Genomic DNA, 16,253 nt, shown 5'->3' with positions numbered 1-16,253 from the left:
TAAATATAAAATACCGATTAATTCATATCTTTGCAAACAAAATAGCCTGCAATGAATTATACGACTTATCTTTTCGACTTTGATTACACTCTCGCTGATTCATCACGCGGTATTGTCACTTGTTTCCGGATTGTACTTACGCGACACGGATATATGGAAGTGACAGATGACGAAATAAAGCGTACTATCGGTAAAACCTTGGAAGATTCTTTTTCTATTCTCACCGGAGTGACGGATTCTACACAACTAGCAGGCTTCAAAGAAGAATACCGTAAAGAAGCTGATACACATATGACCGTAAATACAGTCCTTTTTCTTGAGACTAAGTCTGTATTGGTGGCATTGAGAGATTCGGGGGCACGTATAGGTATTATATCTACTAAATATCGTTATCGTATCAAAGAACTGTTAGATCAACATTTCCCTTCCAACTTTATAGACATCATAGTGGGTGGTGAAGATGTAAAAGCCGCTAAACCATCACCCGAAGGTCTATTATTTGCCATCAAACAATTACATGTCACCAAAGCCGAAACACTATACATCGGTGACAGTACGGTAGATGCCCAAACCGCTAAGTCCGCTGATGTAGACTTTGTAGGTGTACTACATGGTATGACTACAGCCGAGGAATTACAGCAATATCCTCATAAGAAAATAATGAATAGTCTGGAAGAGTTGTTGGAAAAGGAACCCCTAACCGAGCAAAGAACTCAAGTAAAAAATTCCAAGCCAAACCAGAACCTTAAAAAAGTAATTTTAATTTTGACCTTTATCTCTATATTCCTAGCTATAATAGCTATTTATATATTCAAACCATTTTTATAGTAGACCGTTATTTTATCAATAAAAACGAGAAAAAACATTTGCACATTTCAAATAAAAGAGGTAATTTTGTGCCCGATTATTCCGCACCGGGTTTAATTAAGTGTTTTCTAAGTGATTAGAGACCACCCGACGGAGCTAACTTATACATTAATATAAGAATGTACGCAATTGTAGAAATCAACGGTCAGCAATTCAAAGCTGAAGCTGGCAAGAAGCTATTTGTACACCACATTCAAGAAGCAGAAAACGGTGCAACAGTAGAATTTGAAAAGGTTCTTTTAGTAGACAAAGATGGTGCTATCACTGTAGGTGCTCCTACTGTAGAAGGTGCAAAAGTTGTTTGTCAGGTAGTATCTAACATGGTTAAAGGTGAAAAAGTACTTATCTTCCACAAAAAAAGAAGAAAAGGTTATCGTAAGTTGAATGGTCATCGTCAACAATTCACAGAGTTAACAATTACAGAAGTAGTAGCTTAATCAATTTAAAAAGTAAGAAGAAATGGCACATAAAAAAGGTGTCGGTAGTTCTAAGAACGGCCGCGAATCAGCAAGTAAGAGATTAGGCGTTAAGATATTTGGTGGCGAAGCTTGTAAAGCAGGTAACATCATCGTTCGTCAAAGAGGTACTGAATTCCATCCGGGTAACAATATCGGTATGGGTAAGGACCATACTCTTTTCGCTTTAGTAGACGGAACTGTACAGTTCAAAGTAAGCAAGGAAGATAGACGTTATGTATCTGTAATTCCTGCAGAAAGCGCAGAAGCATAAGTTTCCGTAACAGACAAAAGAAAACGGGATGCAATCTTGAAGATTGTATCCCGTTTTCTTTTGTCCCTATATTCATATTCCCTCCCAAACAAATCCATTCAAATACTCATAATACATCAATAAGGCTATAAACAAATAATTTATCTCAATATCGGAATATAGCTTCTCTTATTTTTATATATCTTTGTGGTCGCAAAACGGAGTATTATAAAAAACAAGTATAAGATATGCTTACCATCAAACAAATTACAGAAAACACCGACGCGGTAATTCGCGGACTGGAGAAAAAGCACTTCAAGAATGCTCAGGAAACCATTGAAAAAGTGCTGGAAACTAACAATAAAAGACGCAATACTCAAACAATCTTAGATAAAAATCTATCGGAGGTAAACGTACTTTCCAAATCCATAGGACAGTTAATGAAAGAAGGCAAGAAAGAAGAGGCAGAAGTTGCCAAAAATCGTGTTGCCGAACTGAAAGAGAGCAATAAAACTTTGCAAACCGAAATGGATGGAGCTGCAACCGATTTACAGAACTTGCTTTATACCATCCCTAATATTCCATACGACAGTGTACCCGAAGGTATCGGTGCGGAAGACAATGTCATAGAGAAAATGGGAGGTATGGAAACAGAACTTCCCAAAGATGCGTTACCCCATTGGGAGTTGGCCAAGAAATATGATCTGATAGACTTTGACCTAGGTGTAAAAATTACAGGGGCAGGTTTTCCTGTTTATAAAGGTAAAGGGGCACAGTTACAACGTGCACTCATCAACTTCTTTCTGGACGAGGCTCGTAAATCCGGTTACACGGAAATTATGCCGCCTACCGTAGTAAATGCAGCTTCCGGTTATGGTACAGGCCAGCTTCCTGACAAAGAAGGCCAGATGTATCATTGCGAAGTAGACGACCTATATTTAATTCCGACCGCAGAAGTTCCTGTTACCAACATATATCGTGATGTAATCTTGGACGAAAAGCAATTGCCGATCAAGAACTGTGCATACACTCAATGTTTCCGTCGCGAAGCAGGCTCTTACGGAAAAGATGTACGCGGATTGAACCGTCTGCACGAATTTTCCAAAGTAGAATTAGTACGTATCGACAAACCGGAACATTCCAAACAATCCCATCAGGAAATGCTTGACCATGTTGAGGGTTTGCTCCAGAAATTAGAATTACCCTACCGTATCCTCCGCCTTTGTGGTGGTGATATGAGTTTCACTGCAGCCCTTTGTTTCGACTTTGAGGTTTATTCCGAAGCTCAGAAACGCTGGTTAGAAGTTAGCTCCGTATCCAATTTCGATACTTATCAAGCTAACCGTCTGAAATGTCGTTATCGTACAGCAGAAAAGAAAACAGAACTTTGCCACACATTGAATGGTTCTGCATTAGCTCTGCCACGTATCGTAGCCGCGTTGCTTGAAAACAATCAAACTCCGGAAGGTATCCGTATCCCGAAAGCATTAGTTCCATATATGGGATTTGAAATGATTGATTAGAAGAATTCAACCTGTCATATTTTAGACGCGAGTTATACAAAATAAAAATACAGTCTTAATAAAAGAAGTCTGTAAATTTTGTATAGTTCGCGTTTTATTTTATTACTACATTCCTCCCCGACCCATTCTTTTTCCCTTCACATTTTTTGTTATTACCAAATAAGCCGTATCTTTGCAAAATCTATCAATCTGAAAGAAATAACGTAATTATACCAACAAAATTATTAGATAATGAATAAAATCATTAACAAAGAACATTTTTCAGAAAAGGTCTTTAAATTAGTAATTGAAGCACCGCTAATCGCCAAATCACGCAAAGCAGGACACTTTGTCATCGTACGTGTAGGCGAAAAAGGTGAACGTATGCCGTTGACAATTGCAGCTGCCGACTCGGTAAAAGGAACTATCACTTTGGTTGTTCAAGAAGTAGGATTGTCATCTACCCGTCTATGTGAGCTGAATGAGGGTGATTACATAACAGACGTTGTTGGTCCGCTGGGACAAGCTACGCATATCGAAAACTTCGGAACCGTAGTTTGTGCCGGAGGTGGTGTAGGCGTGGCACCGATGCTTCCTATCGTACAAGCATTAAAAGCTGCCGGCAATCGGGTAATCACAGTATTGGCAGGCCGGAACAAGGAACTGATTATCCTTGAAAAAGAAATGCGTGAAAGTTCTGACGAGGTAATCATCATGACCGATGACGGTTCTTACGGCCGTAAAGGTTTAGTAACCGAAGGTATAGAAGACGTTATCAAACGCGAAAAGGTTGATAAATGTTTCGCTATCGGCCCTGCCATTATGATGAAGTTCGTTTGTTTACTAACTAAGAAATATGAAATTCCTACAGAAGTATCACTGAATACAATCATGGTAGACGGTACGGGGATGTGTGGCGCCTGTCGTATCACCGTAGGTGGAAAGACCAAGTTTGTTTGTGTGGATGGTCCTGAATTTGACGGACATCAGGTTGATTTTGACGAAATGTTAAAACGTATGGGAGCTTTCAAGAGCATCGAGCGTGAAGAAATGCACAAACTGGAAGAAGAGCCACAATCTACCTGCCAGATTACCGGAGAAGCGCTGCAAACTATTGACGACAAAAGCCGCAATGCAACCTGGCGTCAAGAGTTACGCAAATCAATGAAACCCAAAGAACGTACGGCTATACCCCGTGTTGAAATGAACGAACTGGATGCAGAATATCGCTCACACAGTCGTAAAGAAGAAGTAAATCAAGGATTGACAGAAGAACAGGCCTTAACAGAAGCCAAACGTTGTTTGGATTGCGCCAACCCAGGTTGTATGGAAGGATGCCCTGTCGGTATTGATATTCCTCGCTTTATCAAAAACATCGAACGTGGCGAGTTCCTTAAAGCAGCCCAAACACTGAAAGAGACAAGTGCATTGCCTGCTGTTTGTGGTCGTGTTTGCCCGCAAGAGAAGCAGTGCGAATCTAAATGTATCCATCTGAAGATGAACGAAAAACCGGTAGCTATCGGTTATCTGGAACGTTTCGCTGCCGATTATGAACGGGAAAGCGGACAAATCTCCATACCGGAAATCAAGGAGAAAAATGGTATCAAAGTAGCTGTAGTCGGTTCAGGACCTGCCGGTCTGTCTTTTGCCGGAGATATGGCAAAATATGGATATGATGTTACCGTATTCGAGGCATTGCACGAAATCGGCGGTGTTCTGAAATACGGTATTCCCGAATTCCGTTTGCCCAATAAGATTGTAGACGTTGAAATCAATAATCTCGCCCAAATGGGTGTAAAGTTCGTCAAGGATTGTATCATCGGCAAAACAGTGAGTGTGGAACAACTTGAAGAAGAAGATTTCAAAGGTGTTTTTGTCGCTTCAGGCGCAGGATTACCTAATTTTATGAATATTCCCGGCGAGAATTCCATAAACATCCTGTCTTCCAACGAATATCTGACACGTGTCAATCTGATGGATGCCGCCAGCGAAGACTCTGACACTCCCGTTCCCTTCGGAAGACGTGTAGCTGTTATCGGTGGCGGTAACACAGCAATGGACTCCGTACGTACTGCACGACGTCTCGGTGCAGAACGTGCCATGATTATCTACCGCCGTTCAGAAGAAGAAATGCCAGCACGAATCGAAGAAGTAAAACATGCTAAAGAGGAAGGTGTAGAGTTCCTGACACTGCATAATCCGATAGAATACATTGCGGATGAACAAGGGAAAGTAAAACAAGTCGTTTTACAAAAAATGGAACTTGGCGAACCGGATGCATCTGGACGCCGTAGTCCTGTGCCTATCCCGGGAGCAACTGAAACTGTTGATATCGATCTTGCCATTGTCAGCGTAGGCGTATCACCCAACCCGATTGTACCAAGTTCTATTAAAGGTCTGGAGTTAGGGCGTAAAGGAACAATTGCCGTGAACGACAATATGCAATCATCCATTCCGACAATTTATGCAGGTGGTGACATTGTCCGTGGTGGCGCAACTGTAATCCTTGCCATGGGTGACGGACGAAAAGCTGCTGCCGCAATGAATAAGCAATTAAAGAAATAAACAACAAAAGCGTATATCCCTCTATACAAACAAAAACCCCGCCTGCTACACTCTTGTACAGACGGGGTTTCTTTTTTGTATATTTCTCCAAAGACTTTACTTCACCACCTTATTTGTTACCGGATCTGGGAAAATCACTGTCGGTTTAAACGATTTGGCTTCTTCAAAATCCATCAATGCATAAGACATGATAATAACGATATCATCCGGTTGAACCTTACGAGCTGCAGCACCATTCAAACAAATCTTACCCGAACCGCGTTCACCTTTAATTATATATGTTTCAAAACGTTCGCCATTATTATTGTCGGCAATGTAAACCTTTTCACCGGCAATCATATTGGCTGCATCCATCAAATCCTCATCAATCGTGATGCTACCCATATAATTCAGGTTAGCTTCCGTGACGCGGGCACAGTGAATTTTCGACTTCAACACTTCAATCATCATAAGATTAGCTCTTTTTGAGGGTTATTATTCTTTATATTTGATATTATCAATCAAACGAACATCTCCACAGAACACCGTGATACATCCCACAGCATAAGTAGTATCTTCCCAATTGGCAATTCTCTGCAAAGTATTGCCATCCACCAATTCGAAATACTCCAATCGCAAACCGGGAGCGGCCGCAATGGCATCTTCCACAAACTTCTGTGTCTCAGCCACCGTATGCGAAGTCGCAAAGGTACGACTTTCAAATAAAGTCTGCGATATTTTTAAAGCATTTTTACGTTCTTCAGTAGACAAAAGGGCATTGCGGCTACTCAAAGCCAAACCATCCTTCTCACGAACAATAGGACAACCCACAATCTCCAAAGGAAATTTCATCTGGCGAACCATTTCACGGATAATAGCCAATTGTTGAAAATCCTTCTCTCCGAAATATGCGCGATCGGGACGCACCGCATCAAACAGTTTACTCACAATCTGGCAAACTCCATTGAAATGTCCGGGACGAAATATTCCCTCCATCACTGTATCTAACGGAGCGTAACTGAACTGTCTGGTATCCGGTTCCGGATACATCTCCTCAGCAGAAGGCGCAAAGACAAAAGCGGTTCCACATTCTTCCAATAAACGGCAATCAGCTTCCAATGTACGAGGATACTTCACCAAATCATTCTTGTCATTAAACTGAGTCGGGTTTACAAAAACACTTACCACAGCGACGTCATTCTCTGCCACACAACGTTTCACCAATGAGGCATGACCGGCATGCAAGGCTCCCATCGTAGGTACCAGACCTACCTTTTTACCCTGGGCTCTCAAAGTCGAAAGTCCGGCCTGCAAGTCCTTGATAGTATGTACTATTTTCATTTTAAATTGGTTGTATAATAACTTAGTTATTTGCAAAAGCGGTGCAAAATAAACCATTATTTACCATATAAAGAAGAAATATCATAAATTTATGCAAAAGTTAGTACTTGCGAAAGTAATCGCCCTTCCTCATTTATACCTGATAAACAAGCGGTTAACAATTCATAAGGAATTATAAGCAAGGTCTGCTTGCTTTATTGCCCGATTTTTTTTATATCTTTGCAGAATAATTGAGAACATTGTTATTATGACAAAAGCGAACAAGGTATTATTTATAACACAAGAAATTACCCCTTACGTTTCAGAAACCGAAATGTCCCTTGTGGGCAGAAATCTGCCTCAGGCAATTCAAGAAAAAGGCAGAGAAATCAGAACATTTATGCCCAAATGGGGAAACATCAATGAACGCAGAAACCAGCTGCATGAAGTGATACGTCTCTCCGGCATGAATCTTATCATCGATGATACCGACCACCCGCTGATTATTAAAGTAGCTTCCATTCAATCTGCACGTATGCAGGTCTATTTCATTGATAATGATGACTATTTCCAGAACCGCCTGCAGGTTACCGATGAAAATGGTGTTGAATATGAAGACAATGACGCGCGTGCCATCTTCTACGCTCGTGGCGTTCTGGAAACGGTAAAAAAACTCCGTTGGTGTCCGGATGTTATCCACTGCCATGGTTGGATGACGGCTTTAGCCCCCTTGTACATCAAGAAAGCCTATAAAGATGAACCTTCTTTCAGAGATGCAAAAGTTATCTTTTCGCTCTACGATAATGATTTCAAGCAATCTTTCCATCCTGATTTTACCAGTAAATTGATGCTGAAAGGTATTACCAAGAAAGATATTGCCAATTTGAAAGAACCGATTAACTATACCGCTCTCTGCAAACTAGCTATTGACTTCTCTGACGGTGTAATTCAGCAAAGCGAACATATCAACGAAGAAGTCCTGGAATACGCCCGCAAATCAGGAAAATTAATTTTGGATTATCAATCTCCCGAGAATTTCGCAGATGCCTGCAACGACTTCTACGACAAGATTGGGGAAATAGAACAATAATAAATTGATTCAAGACAAAAAATTATGAAAGTAAGATATCTGGGAATATTGCTTTTGGCATTCCTGACTCTCTTTAGTTGTGATGACAACACCGGAACACTGGGCATGGGTATGTTACCCGATTCAGATGGTATTAAAGCGGAAACTACAACTTTTAATGTAATAACCAACTCCTATCCCGCAGGGAGAGTCTATGCCAAAACGAGTACCGGTTATGTAGGAAAGTTCACCGATACTTCTGCTGATAAGTTTGGCAATTACGAAGCCAGTTTCCTTACTGAGTTGAACTGTACGGACAACTTCACATTTCCGGAAGTATATAATGACAAGACTCATACGGGTATCATGGCCGGTGATACAGTCGTTTCCATCCAATTGGCAATTTACTATTCAACCTGGTTTGGAGATTCGCTGAATGCATGTAGAATTGGCGTATATGAACTGGATAGTAAACTTGATAAAAATCGTTATACCGATATTGACCCGACAGAATATTACGGCAACAAAGAAGTCAAGCCTAATTTTAAAACGGGTTATTTCAATCTGCATAAAGCATATACGGCATACGACACGTCCGTGCCCGACTCCGTAAGAAATGCGACAGATTCAAACAAGAATAAGATTTTCTACCCTAATATCACACTTCCATTAGATACCGTATACGGCAATGAGATATTACATCTGAGCAGAAAGCATCCTGAATATTTTGCCAATTCGGAGGCTTTTATCAACAACGTATTGAAAGGTGTATATATCAAAACCGATTATGGTGACGGAACAATCCTTTATGTAGATCAAGTAGCTTTGCAGATGCAATTCCGTTTTCACTATGTAGACGACTCCGGTGCAAAACTTCTGAAAAAAGACGGAACGGATTCGTTATATTATAGTATGGCTACTGTATTTGCTTCCACAAAAGAAGTAATTCAAGCCAATCAATTTAAAAATTCAGATTTACTTGAGGAACGAATAAAGGAAGAGGGGCATACTTATCTTAAATCTCCTGCCGGAATATTCACGCAAGCTACCATGCCTTACGATCAGATACATGATGCACTTACGAACGACACGCTTAATGCCGTGAAACTGACTTTCACTAATTACAATCAAGAAACCAGTAATAAGTTTAGTATGAGTGCCCCGGAAACTGTCCTATTACTCCGCAAGAAAGATTTAGCTACCTTCTTTGAGGATAATAAGCTCACAGACAATATAACTTCATTTATTGCTACTCACAATAATGTTGCAACCAACCAATATACGTTTAGGAATATTGCCCGTTTAGTAACAACCTGTATCAACGAAAAGAAAGCAGCTAAACAAACAGCAAAAGAAAAAGCCGGTGCCGCTTGGGACGAAGAGAAGTGGGAAAAAGAAGTATGGGCAGTGGAAAATAAGGATTGGGATAAAGTATTGCTTGTTCCTGTCAGTGTAACTTACGATACATCCAACCAAAGTAATCCAACAATGACTGGAATTCAAAATGATTTAAAACCCGCTTACACCAAATTACAAGGAGGAAATCCGGAAAAAGGGGGTAGTTATCTGGAACTAGAAGTTACCTATACAAGTTTCAACAAATAATTCTCATATCCTCATCATCAATAAAAAAGTCTCCCGCCCTTAAAAATGGAGCGGGAGACTTTTTTATTGCATAATCACGACTTTCTTATGCCTCTTTCTTTGCAGCCTGTTTCTTTGCTACCGGCTTCTTCGTTGCAGGTTTCTTTGCAACAGTAACCTTTGCCGGTGCTTTAGTTTCTTTTTTCTTTTCCGTTACCTTCTCTTTATCCAACTTACTCTGGGCCTTTTCCAGTTCTTTATGTAACTCTTCGATTTCATCACCCTGATTTTTGATAGTAGTCAACAAAGCATTCAATTCTTCATTATCAATATCCACCGGATAAAGAGAATCAACCCGTTTGATGAAATCACCCAAAATATTCATATAATTAGTAAAGGCATCGTAAGGAGATTCATAAATGCCACGATTTAAACCTACACCACTATTCTTGGTCGTCATGAAACGGAAATTATTACTTGCCTGCAAATAATCCCAGTCTTGCTTGATACGGCGGTCATCGCAGAGATGTACACGTTCAGCCACACTATATAATTTATTGAAAGCTTCACGTTGCATTACGTTACCCAACCAACAACTGGTATCTCTTTCTTCGTCCACCCAAGACATCGGATACGGCACATCCAATGCAGAAACCGACTTCAACTTCGTAACAATCTCTGTCGGAGTAGAGAACGTAATGCCCTTTTCCTTAGCACATACCGGCAATGCTTTCAAGAACTCCAGGATATTGGAAGACAAAGGCTGAGACATACCCAGTGCACAAAGTTCCATAAAAATATTAATGACCTGTTCTTCCTGGGGTAATGCATCAATCCAACTGATATACTTATCGGCAAACAAAGGATATTCGTTCCATTCAGAATTGGAGAAACGCAAACTGATATCATCGGACAACTTGAAATCGCGCAACAACAACTTCAAATTAGAATTCATATTACAATGATATACATAATGCGGGCTCTTCCAACCCAACACATGCTTGGCACCTTCAGTCAGCATACCTTTGAACCCCATACTGGCCACGACAGCTCCAATTTCATCATTATAAATCAAACTGGAGTTACGGAATACCTTCGGAGCCTTGCCAAACATTTGCTTCATCTTTGCACTCTGACGCATCACTTCTTCCTTGAAACAATCTTCGTTAGCCAAAGAAGAAAGGCCGTGAGAATAAGGTTCAGCCAAGAATTCGCAACAGCCCGTATCGTTCAGCTGATGCAACAAGTCAACAACAGCAGGAGCATGAATCTCAAGCTGTTCCAATGCTACACCAGAAATTGACAAAGCAACTTTAAACGCACCTCCCGAATTCTTCACCATCTCGATAAGCGTACTCAGAGCAGGTATGTAAGAACGTTCAGCAACTTCATTGATGCTGGTTTCGTTGGTATAATCATCATAATAATAATGATTAGTACCTATATCAAAGAAACGATAACGTTTCAGATGTATAATTTGATGTATTTCAAAATAAAGACAGATCGTTCTCATTTTCAATTATTGTTTTGTTATTTACCATAGTTTCTTAACACATCCTCATAGAGGGCACGGATTTTCAGACCGACTTTTTCCCAAGTAATTCCATCCACTTCTTTTTTACCTTCCTCCTGTAGATAATGGAAGAGAGACGGATTGTTACAGATGGAGTAGATAGCATCCGCCATAGCGTGAATATCCCAATAATCGGTCTTAATCACCTTATCAAGGATCTCACCACACCCCGACTGTTTAGATATGATCGAAGGAGTTCCACATTGCATAGCTTCCAGTGGAGCAATACCGAAAGGTTCGGAGACAGAAGGCATAACGAATACATCACTATTCTTATAAACTTCATATACTTGTTTACCTTTCATAAAACCCGGGAAATGGAAACGATCGGCAATACCTCTCTCAGCAGCCAAATTAATCATGGCGTCGAGCATATCGCCCGAACCCGCCATTACAAAACGGATATTACGTGTACGTTGCAACACCATTGCAGCAGCTTCCACAAAATACTCCGGTCCTTTCTGCATAGTGATACGTCCAAGGAATGTCACTACCTTCTCTTTAGAATGTTCCGGACGAGGAATATCCTGATATTCCTGTGAAAGCGGATAAACAGCGTTATGCATGGCAAACACCTTTCTCGGATCCTGATGATACTCATTGATAACCGTACGGCGGGTCAGTTCGGATACGCACATAATGCAGTCGGCATAATCCATACCATTTTTCTCCATAGAGTAAACCGTAGGATTGACTTTTCCACGTGAACGGTCAAAATCTGTAGCATGAACATGTATGCAGAGCGGTTTACCACTCACCATCTTGGCATGTACGCCGGCAGGATACGTCAACCAGTCGTGAGCATGAATGATATCAAACTCCTGTTGGCGCGCCACAACCCCGGCAACTACAGAGAAATTATTAATTTCCTCATGCAGGTTTCCCGGATAACCACCGGCAAACTCCATACAACCAAGATCATTGACGTGCATATAAGAAAAATCAGCATAAATATGATCACGCAGAGAATAATAGTCTTCCGGCGTCATGCAGTTACACAAACGCGATTGCAGATAATTATAATCAGGATCACGCCAAACGATAGGTACCTGGCTCATACTGATTATCTTCAGGAACTTTTCTTCATCTCCACAAGGCTTGGGCATACAAAACGTAATATCCATATCACCCTGCAAACTCAGTCCTTTAGTAATACCGTAAGAGGCAACTGCAAGACCACCATATATTTTGGGAGGAAATTCCCATCCAAACATTAAAACTTTCATCTTCATTCCCTCCTCTCTTATGAATTATAATACTTAGATAACAACTTCAAAATACGTAGTATTTCTGCTATATTCATGGCAAACGACACTGCCCCACGTCCTTTGAAAGGAGGATTGCCATCGAACAGTTCTGGAAGCGAACTTATGCAGTGACTGGTCATTTCATCTTCAAATCCAATCAAGTAACGTTCTACAAAAGAAATACCGCTCATCTTATAAATACGCAAATAGGCCTCCATATAAAATCCCATCAGCCACGGCCAGGCCGTACCCTGATGATAAGCGTAATCCCGTTGAATTTGGGGACCGACATAATTCGGATTATATCCACCACTCTTAGGACTCAACGTACGCAAACCTTTCGGTGTGAGCAATTCTTTCGTCACGATATCGAGCACTTGCTTCTTCTGTGCCCTATCCAACGGAGAATAATCGAAAGCAACGGCAAATATCATATTCGGACGAACACTCCAATCCATCATATAACCATCTACATAGTCAAACAGATAACCGTATTCATTACGGAAGACCTCCACAAATGATTTTCCGGTAATCTCAGCCTGCGCATCCAGTTCATCTGCAAGAATTGTGTTTTCACCTTCACGTACCATATCTGCAACGAAGCGCAAAGCATTATACCACAGAGCATTCACCTCTACAATATATCCGGTGCGAGGAATTACCGGACGCCCGTTAGCTGTAGAATTCATCCATGTTACGGCTTTCTCCGTTCCATTGGTATAAAGCAAACCGTTCTCATGCAAGAAAAGGTTATCATGTTTGCGACCACGAATATAATCCATGATATCTTCCAGCAACTTGCCATATTTCAGGCGGCATTGGCTACGGGAAGTTTCCTTCGCATACTGCTGCAACGCCCATAAGGCCCATAGCAATACATCAGGATGCTCCATTTCATAAATCTTATATCCTACCGGTTTGTCTTCTATGAAATCACGTATAGCCTTTTCCGCTGTTTTCATAACATCTTCAAACTCATCTTGTTCGTCTACAGCCAGAGTTAAACCCGGCAGGGAGATAAACAAGTCACGGGCACGACATTTAAACCAGGGATATCCCGCAAGTATATAATGCTCCTCACCTTGTTTGTTGTGGAACTGATGCGCAGAATTTTTTAAACAGTGGTAAAAGCTGTCACGCGGTGTCCGGTCGGCCACTTCCGCTTCAAACGTCTGTTTCAACTTGCGTGGGGAAGTTTCGGAAATACCGGCAGAGAAGACGATGCTTTCACCTTTCTTGATATCTACCTCAAAGTAACCGGGCACATACAGATCTTCATTGAAATCATACCCGCGTTCCTGTTCTTTAGGATATTCGATGCCCCGATACCAGTTGGGTTCAAAATGGAACTCATTCTTTTTATTCAACTGCATAAAAAGTTCCGGATATCCGGGGTACATACACGTCTTAATACCATTTTCCACTTCTTGATAATCACGGCTTGCCTGAGCATTTTCGTGCGTATATTCGCGTACACTGCGGAAAGCCAGGAAGGGCCGGAACCGGAGGGTTGTTGCAGAATGAGCGTCGACCAAGGTATAACGTATCAAAATCCGGTTCTCATGATGTACAAAGATTTTCTCTTTACGGAGGATAACACCTCCTACACGGTAAGTTGTAGCCGGGATTTGTTCACAATCGAATTCGCGGATATATTTATGTCCGTTCGGACTAAAATGATTTCCTTGATACTTATGTAATCCCAGATTAAACTCCGCACCGTGCTGAATTACCGTTTCATCCAAAGAAGACAGCAGCACATGGTTTTCATCATCCAGGTTTGGTACAGGTATCACCAACAAACCGTGATATTTGCGTGTGTTACAATCTACAATTGTTGTACAATGATAAGCACCCGATTTATTAGTCCGAAGTATCTCCCTTGGCAAAGATTCTTCCAGATTAATCATCAGGGTCTTGTCAAATCGTAAATAACTCATAGTTGTGCATTATTTAAAGGTTAATTATTCAGGTCATTGTGCGCTACAAACCCTGTAGCGATGCCCAAAAATACGAATTAAAGCCTACACGCAAAATAAAAAGTCAGTTTTTTTTCGTTTTTCAAATAAATAATTCGTAGCATTGTGCGAAAATAATTAATCCTTGTACAATATATGAAGCATGACCTTCAACGAATAGTTCTGGCAGCGGTCATTCCGCTTTTTCTGCTCCTCATCTTATATATACTGAAATTTATGGAAATAGGTATGGACTGGGATTTTACCCGATTAGGAGTATATCCTATGGAGAAGCGCGGAGTGTTCGGAATTTTTGCACACCCGCTTGTCCATAGCAGTTTCAGACATCTTTTTGCCAACACAATCCCATTGTTTTTTCTGTCTTGGTGCCTGTTTTACTTTTACCGTCACCTCGCACCTTACATTTTTTTTACCATCTGGACAGGTTGCGGGCTTCTTACTTTTCTTATAGGCAAACCCGGATGGCATATCGGTGCAAGCGGTATCATCTACGGGCTGGCGTTTTTTCTGTTTTTCAGCGGGTTATTGCGTAAACATGTTCCACTCATAGCCATATCCCTTCTGATTACTTTCCTTTATGGAGGATTGGTGTGGAACATGTTTCCACAGTTCGCCAAAGTGACCACCTCCTGGGAAGGGCATCTCAGCGGAGCGATAGCCGGCACCCTTTGCGCACTGGCATTCATGGGACACGGGCCTCGACGTCCCGATCCTTTTGCAGACGAAGAGGATGAAGAAAACAATGAAAACGAATCTTCCGGAAAAGAAGAGTCCGATAATGGGTTGAAAGGAGACAATAACGTTGAATAGCCTATTTGTCTTTTAAGATTAATCTGTTCTCCATAAGTGGACACTCCCGTTCCCATTAAGAGAAACGGTAGTTCCCATTGATAGAAACGGCAGTTTCCATGGTAGGGAACGAGCGTTTCCATTAAGGGAAATTGTCGTTCCCCACAATAGGAAACGAGTGTTCCCATTAGGGGAAACGGACTCAATCAATGACAAAAATGGGAAAGGCCTCACGGTCTCTCCCACTCCACGTTCGTTTATCAAATCTATCCAGTGTTTGATAATAAGGTTAGAAGTCTTGTAGTGTTAATCTAATTATTAAATCTATTATAATTGCCTAATGAAAACTGATACTATATTCTATTTATTACTTCGCTTCTTCAAATATAACTTATAGTTTTCCTGTACATATTTTTCGTCATCATACGTCCAATTCTCATTACGATATCCGATAGCCTTATATAGCTTACCCAAATACTCATCTTCTTTTTGCTTCCCTCTCTTGGTAAAGAAGCATTTAAAGTACATGTCCGGACGGTTCTGTTTGGAAACGTAGATTCCAGTACAATATGGATACTTTCCCTGATAAGGTTGTTCCAAAGGAATTGTGCAAACATGAACAGAGTCGGCATTGAAGAACTTCTTGGCGTCGTCACTACTCAAGATAATGACACGCTCCTCGAATTCACGAACAGCACTCTCCTGCAATATACCGTCTTTTCCTATACATCCCAAATCTCCATATATCAACCGCTTGATATTTATCATTTTAATTTTATTCTTAGGAAAATAGGTAAGTCCTATTTCCGGATACATAATCATACAATCGGCATCTTTCGATCTGAAAATGAAATTGTAGCTTAGAGTAGAAGATTTTTTTCCACATGGACTCCAATAGATAGATGTATGTAAATCCGTAAATCCTTTCGGACGTTTCCATGAGATATCATATACTTTAGACAGATAGTCGGAATAAACAGAAAAAAACAATCTGCCATTTTGAGCGCAAACATGTTCTATTACATTTACAAACAGCAACAGAAATACTATTTTTGATAATTTTCTCCAGAT

13 protein-coding genes and 1 pseudogene are annotated in these 16,253 nt (G+C 40.8%); 8 read left to right on the top strand and 6 right to left on the bottom strand.

What is annotated here, in order from left to right; genetic code table 11:
* Positions 1 to 51: 51 nt before the first annotated feature.
* The 5 genes and pseudogenes from C1A09_RS07850 to C1A09_RS07830 form a co-directional block, all read left to right on the top strand.
* A pseudogene (locus tag C1A09_RS07850) lies at positions 52 to 684 on the top strand (HAD family hydrolase); the annotation flags it as partial.
* Positions 685 to 986: 302 nt separating this feature from the next.
* The gene (gene rplU / locus C1A09_RS07845; RefSeq protein WP_101543026.1) at positions 987 to 1,304 is read left to right on the top strand and encodes a 50S ribosomal protein L21; all 318 of its coding nucleotides are present in this window, start codon (positions 987 to 989) and stop codon (positions 1,302 to 1,304) included.
* A gap of 22 nt (positions 1,305 to 1,326) precedes the next feature.
* Positions 1,327 to 1,596, top strand: coding sequence for a 50S ribosomal protein L27 (gene rpmA / locus C1A09_RS07840; protein ID WP_101543025.1), 270 nt, complete (start codon positions 1,327 to 1,329; stop codon positions 1,594 to 1,596).
* A gap of 227 nt (positions 1,597 to 1,823) precedes the next feature.
* Positions 1,824 to 3,098: a serine--tRNA ligase gene (gene serS, locus C1A09_RS07835; protein WP_101543024.1), complete on the top strand. Its 1,275-nt coding sequence runs from the start codon at positions 1,824 to 1,826 to the stop codon at positions 3,096 to 3,098.
* 231 nt (positions 3,099 to 3,329) lie between these two features.
* Complete coding sequence (locus C1A09_RS07830; protein WP_101543023.1) at positions 3,330 to 5,642, top strand: bifunctional dihydroorotate dehydrogenase B NAD binding subunit/NADPH-dependent glutamate synthase; 2,313 nt, start codon at positions 3,330 to 3,332, stop codon at positions 5,640 to 5,642.
* 96 nt (positions 5,643 to 5,738) lie between these two features.
* Here the strand turns inward: C1A09_RS07830 and panD are convergent, their stop codons facing one another.
* On the bottom strand, positions 5,739 to 6,092 hold the full coding sequence (gene panD / locus C1A09_RS07825; RefSeq protein WP_101543022.1) for an aspartate 1-decarboxylase: 354 nt from the start codon (positions 6,090 to 6,092) through the stop codon (positions 5,739 to 5,741).
* A 24-nt stretch (positions 6,093 to 6,116) separates the two neighbouring features.
* On the bottom strand, positions 6,117 to 6,962 hold the full coding sequence (panC, locus tag C1A09_RS07820) for a pantoate--beta-alanine ligase (RefSeq protein ID WP_101543021.1): 846 nt from the start codon (positions 6,960 to 6,962) through the stop codon (positions 6,117 to 6,119).
* Between the two features lie 247 nt (positions 6,963 to 7,209).
* Here panC and C1A09_RS07815 point away from each other — a divergent pair, with 247 nt between their 5' ends.
* Positions 7,210 to 8,031: a glycogen/starch synthase gene (locus C1A09_RS07815; RefSeq protein ID WP_101543020.1), complete on the top strand. Its 822-nt coding sequence runs from the start codon at positions 7,210 to 7,212 to the stop codon at positions 8,029 to 8,031.
* Positions 8,032 to 8,055: 24 nt separating this feature from the next.
* A complete protein-coding gene (gene bamH / locus C1A09_RS07810) occupies positions 8,056 to 9,615 on the top strand; it encodes a BamH family beta-barrel-assembly machinery protein (protein ID WP_101543019.1) in 1,560 nt (519 codons plus the stop codon).
* An 85-nt stretch (positions 9,616 to 9,700) separates the two neighbouring features.
* Here bamH and C1A09_RS07805 read toward each other — a convergent pair whose 3' ends face one another.
* The 3 genes from C1A09_RS07805 to C1A09_RS07795 are packed head-to-tail and all read right to left on the bottom strand — an operon-like array spanning position 9,701 to position 14,354.
* On the bottom strand, positions 9,701 to 11,107 hold the full coding sequence (locus C1A09_RS07805) for a glycoside hydrolase family 57 protein (protein ID WP_101543018.1): 1,407 nt from the start codon (positions 11,105 to 11,107) through the stop codon (positions 9,701 to 9,703).
* A 17-nt stretch (positions 11,108 to 11,124) separates the two neighbouring features.
* Positions 11,125 to 12,393: a glycosyltransferase family 4 protein gene (locus C1A09_RS07800; protein ID WP_101543428.1), complete on the bottom strand. Its 1,269-nt coding sequence runs from the start codon at positions 12,391 to 12,393 to the stop codon at positions 11,125 to 11,127.
* 17 nt (positions 12,394 to 12,410) lie between these two features.
* The gene (locus C1A09_RS07795) at positions 12,411 to 14,354 is read right to left on the bottom strand and encodes a glycogen debranching enzyme N-terminal domain-containing protein (protein WP_101543017.1); all 1,944 of its coding nucleotides are present in this window, start codon (positions 14,352 to 14,354) and stop codon (positions 12,411 to 12,413) included.
* Positions 14,355 to 14,528: 174 nt separating this feature from the next.
* On the opposite strand from C1A09_RS07795, the gene C1A09_RS07790 reads away from it, so the two are divergent.
* Positions 14,529 to 15,203 carry a rhomboid family intramembrane serine protease gene (locus C1A09_RS07790; protein WP_101543016.1) on the top strand — a complete coding sequence of 225 codons (675 nt, stop codon included), beginning with the start codon at positions 14,529 to 14,531 and terminating at the stop codon, positions 15,201 to 15,203.
* Positions 15,204 to 15,542: 339 nt separating this feature from the next.
* Here the strand turns inward: C1A09_RS07790 and C1A09_RS16435 are convergent, their stop codons facing one another.
* The gene (locus C1A09_RS16435) at positions 15,543 to 16,220 is read right to left on the bottom strand and encodes a hypothetical protein (protein WP_145998977.1); all 678 of its coding nucleotides are present in this window, start codon (positions 16,218 to 16,220) and stop codon (positions 15,543 to 15,545) included.
* Positions 16,221 to 16,253: the final 33 nt, after the last annotated feature.

Origin of the sequence: Bacteroides cutis, from assembly GCF_900241005.1 — a bacterium.
In the GTDB taxonomy this organism is placed as follows: domain Bacteria; phylum Bacteroidota; class Bacteroidia; order Bacteroidales; family Bacteroidaceae; genus Bacteroides; species Bacteroides cutis.
The sequence above is the reverse complement of the archived record's forward strand: the minus strand, read 5'-3'. Positions and strand labels throughout refer to the sequence as shown.

Excerpts from the sequence above, each read along its gene's own strand:
- C1A09_RS07805 (WP_101543018.1), bottom strand. The coding sequence starts at position 11,107 with ATGAGAACGATCTGTCTTTATTTTGAAATACATCAAATTATACATCTG.
- C1A09_RS07815 (WP_101543020.1), top strand. The coding sequence starts at position 7,210 with ATGACAAAAGCGAACAAGGTATTATTTATAACACAAGAAATTACCCCT.
- C1A09_RS07830 (WP_101543023.1), top strand. The coding sequence starts at position 3,330 with ATGAATAAAATCATTAACAAAGAACATTTTTCAGAAAAGGTCTTTAAA.
- C1A09_RS07800 (WP_101543428.1), bottom strand. The coding sequence starts at position 12,393 with ATGAAAGTTTTAATGTTTGGATGGGAATTTCCTCCCAAAATATATGGT.
- serS (WP_101543024.1), top strand. The coding sequence starts at position 1,824 with ATGCTTACCATCAAACAAATTACAGAAAACACCGACGCGGTAATTCGC.
- C1A09_RS07795 (WP_101543017.1), bottom strand. The coding sequence starts at position 14,354 with ATGAGTTATTTACGATTTGACAAGACCCTGATGATTAATCTGGAAGAA.
- bamH (WP_101543019.1), top strand. The coding sequence starts at position 8,056 with ATGAAAGTAAGATATCTGGGAATATTGCTTTTGGCATTCCTGACTCTC.
- rpmA (WP_101543025.1), top strand. The coding sequence starts at position 1,327 with ATGGCACATAAAAAAGGTGTCGGTAGTTCTAAGAACGGCCGCGAATCA.
- panC (WP_101543021.1), bottom strand. The coding sequence starts at position 6,962 with ATGAAAATAGTACATACTATCAAGGACTTGCAGGCCGGACTTTCGACT.
- rplU (WP_101543026.1), top strand. The coding sequence starts at position 987 with ATGTACGCAATTGTAGAAATCAACGGTCAGCAATTCAAAGCTGAAGCT.
- C1A09_RS07790 (WP_101543016.1), top strand. The coding sequence starts at position 14,529 with ATGAAGCATGACCTTCAACGAATAGTTCTGGCAGCGGTCATTCCGCTT.
- panD (WP_101543022.1), bottom strand. The coding sequence starts at position 6,092 with ATGATGATTGAAGTGTTGAAGTCGAAAATTCACTGTGCCCGCGTCACG.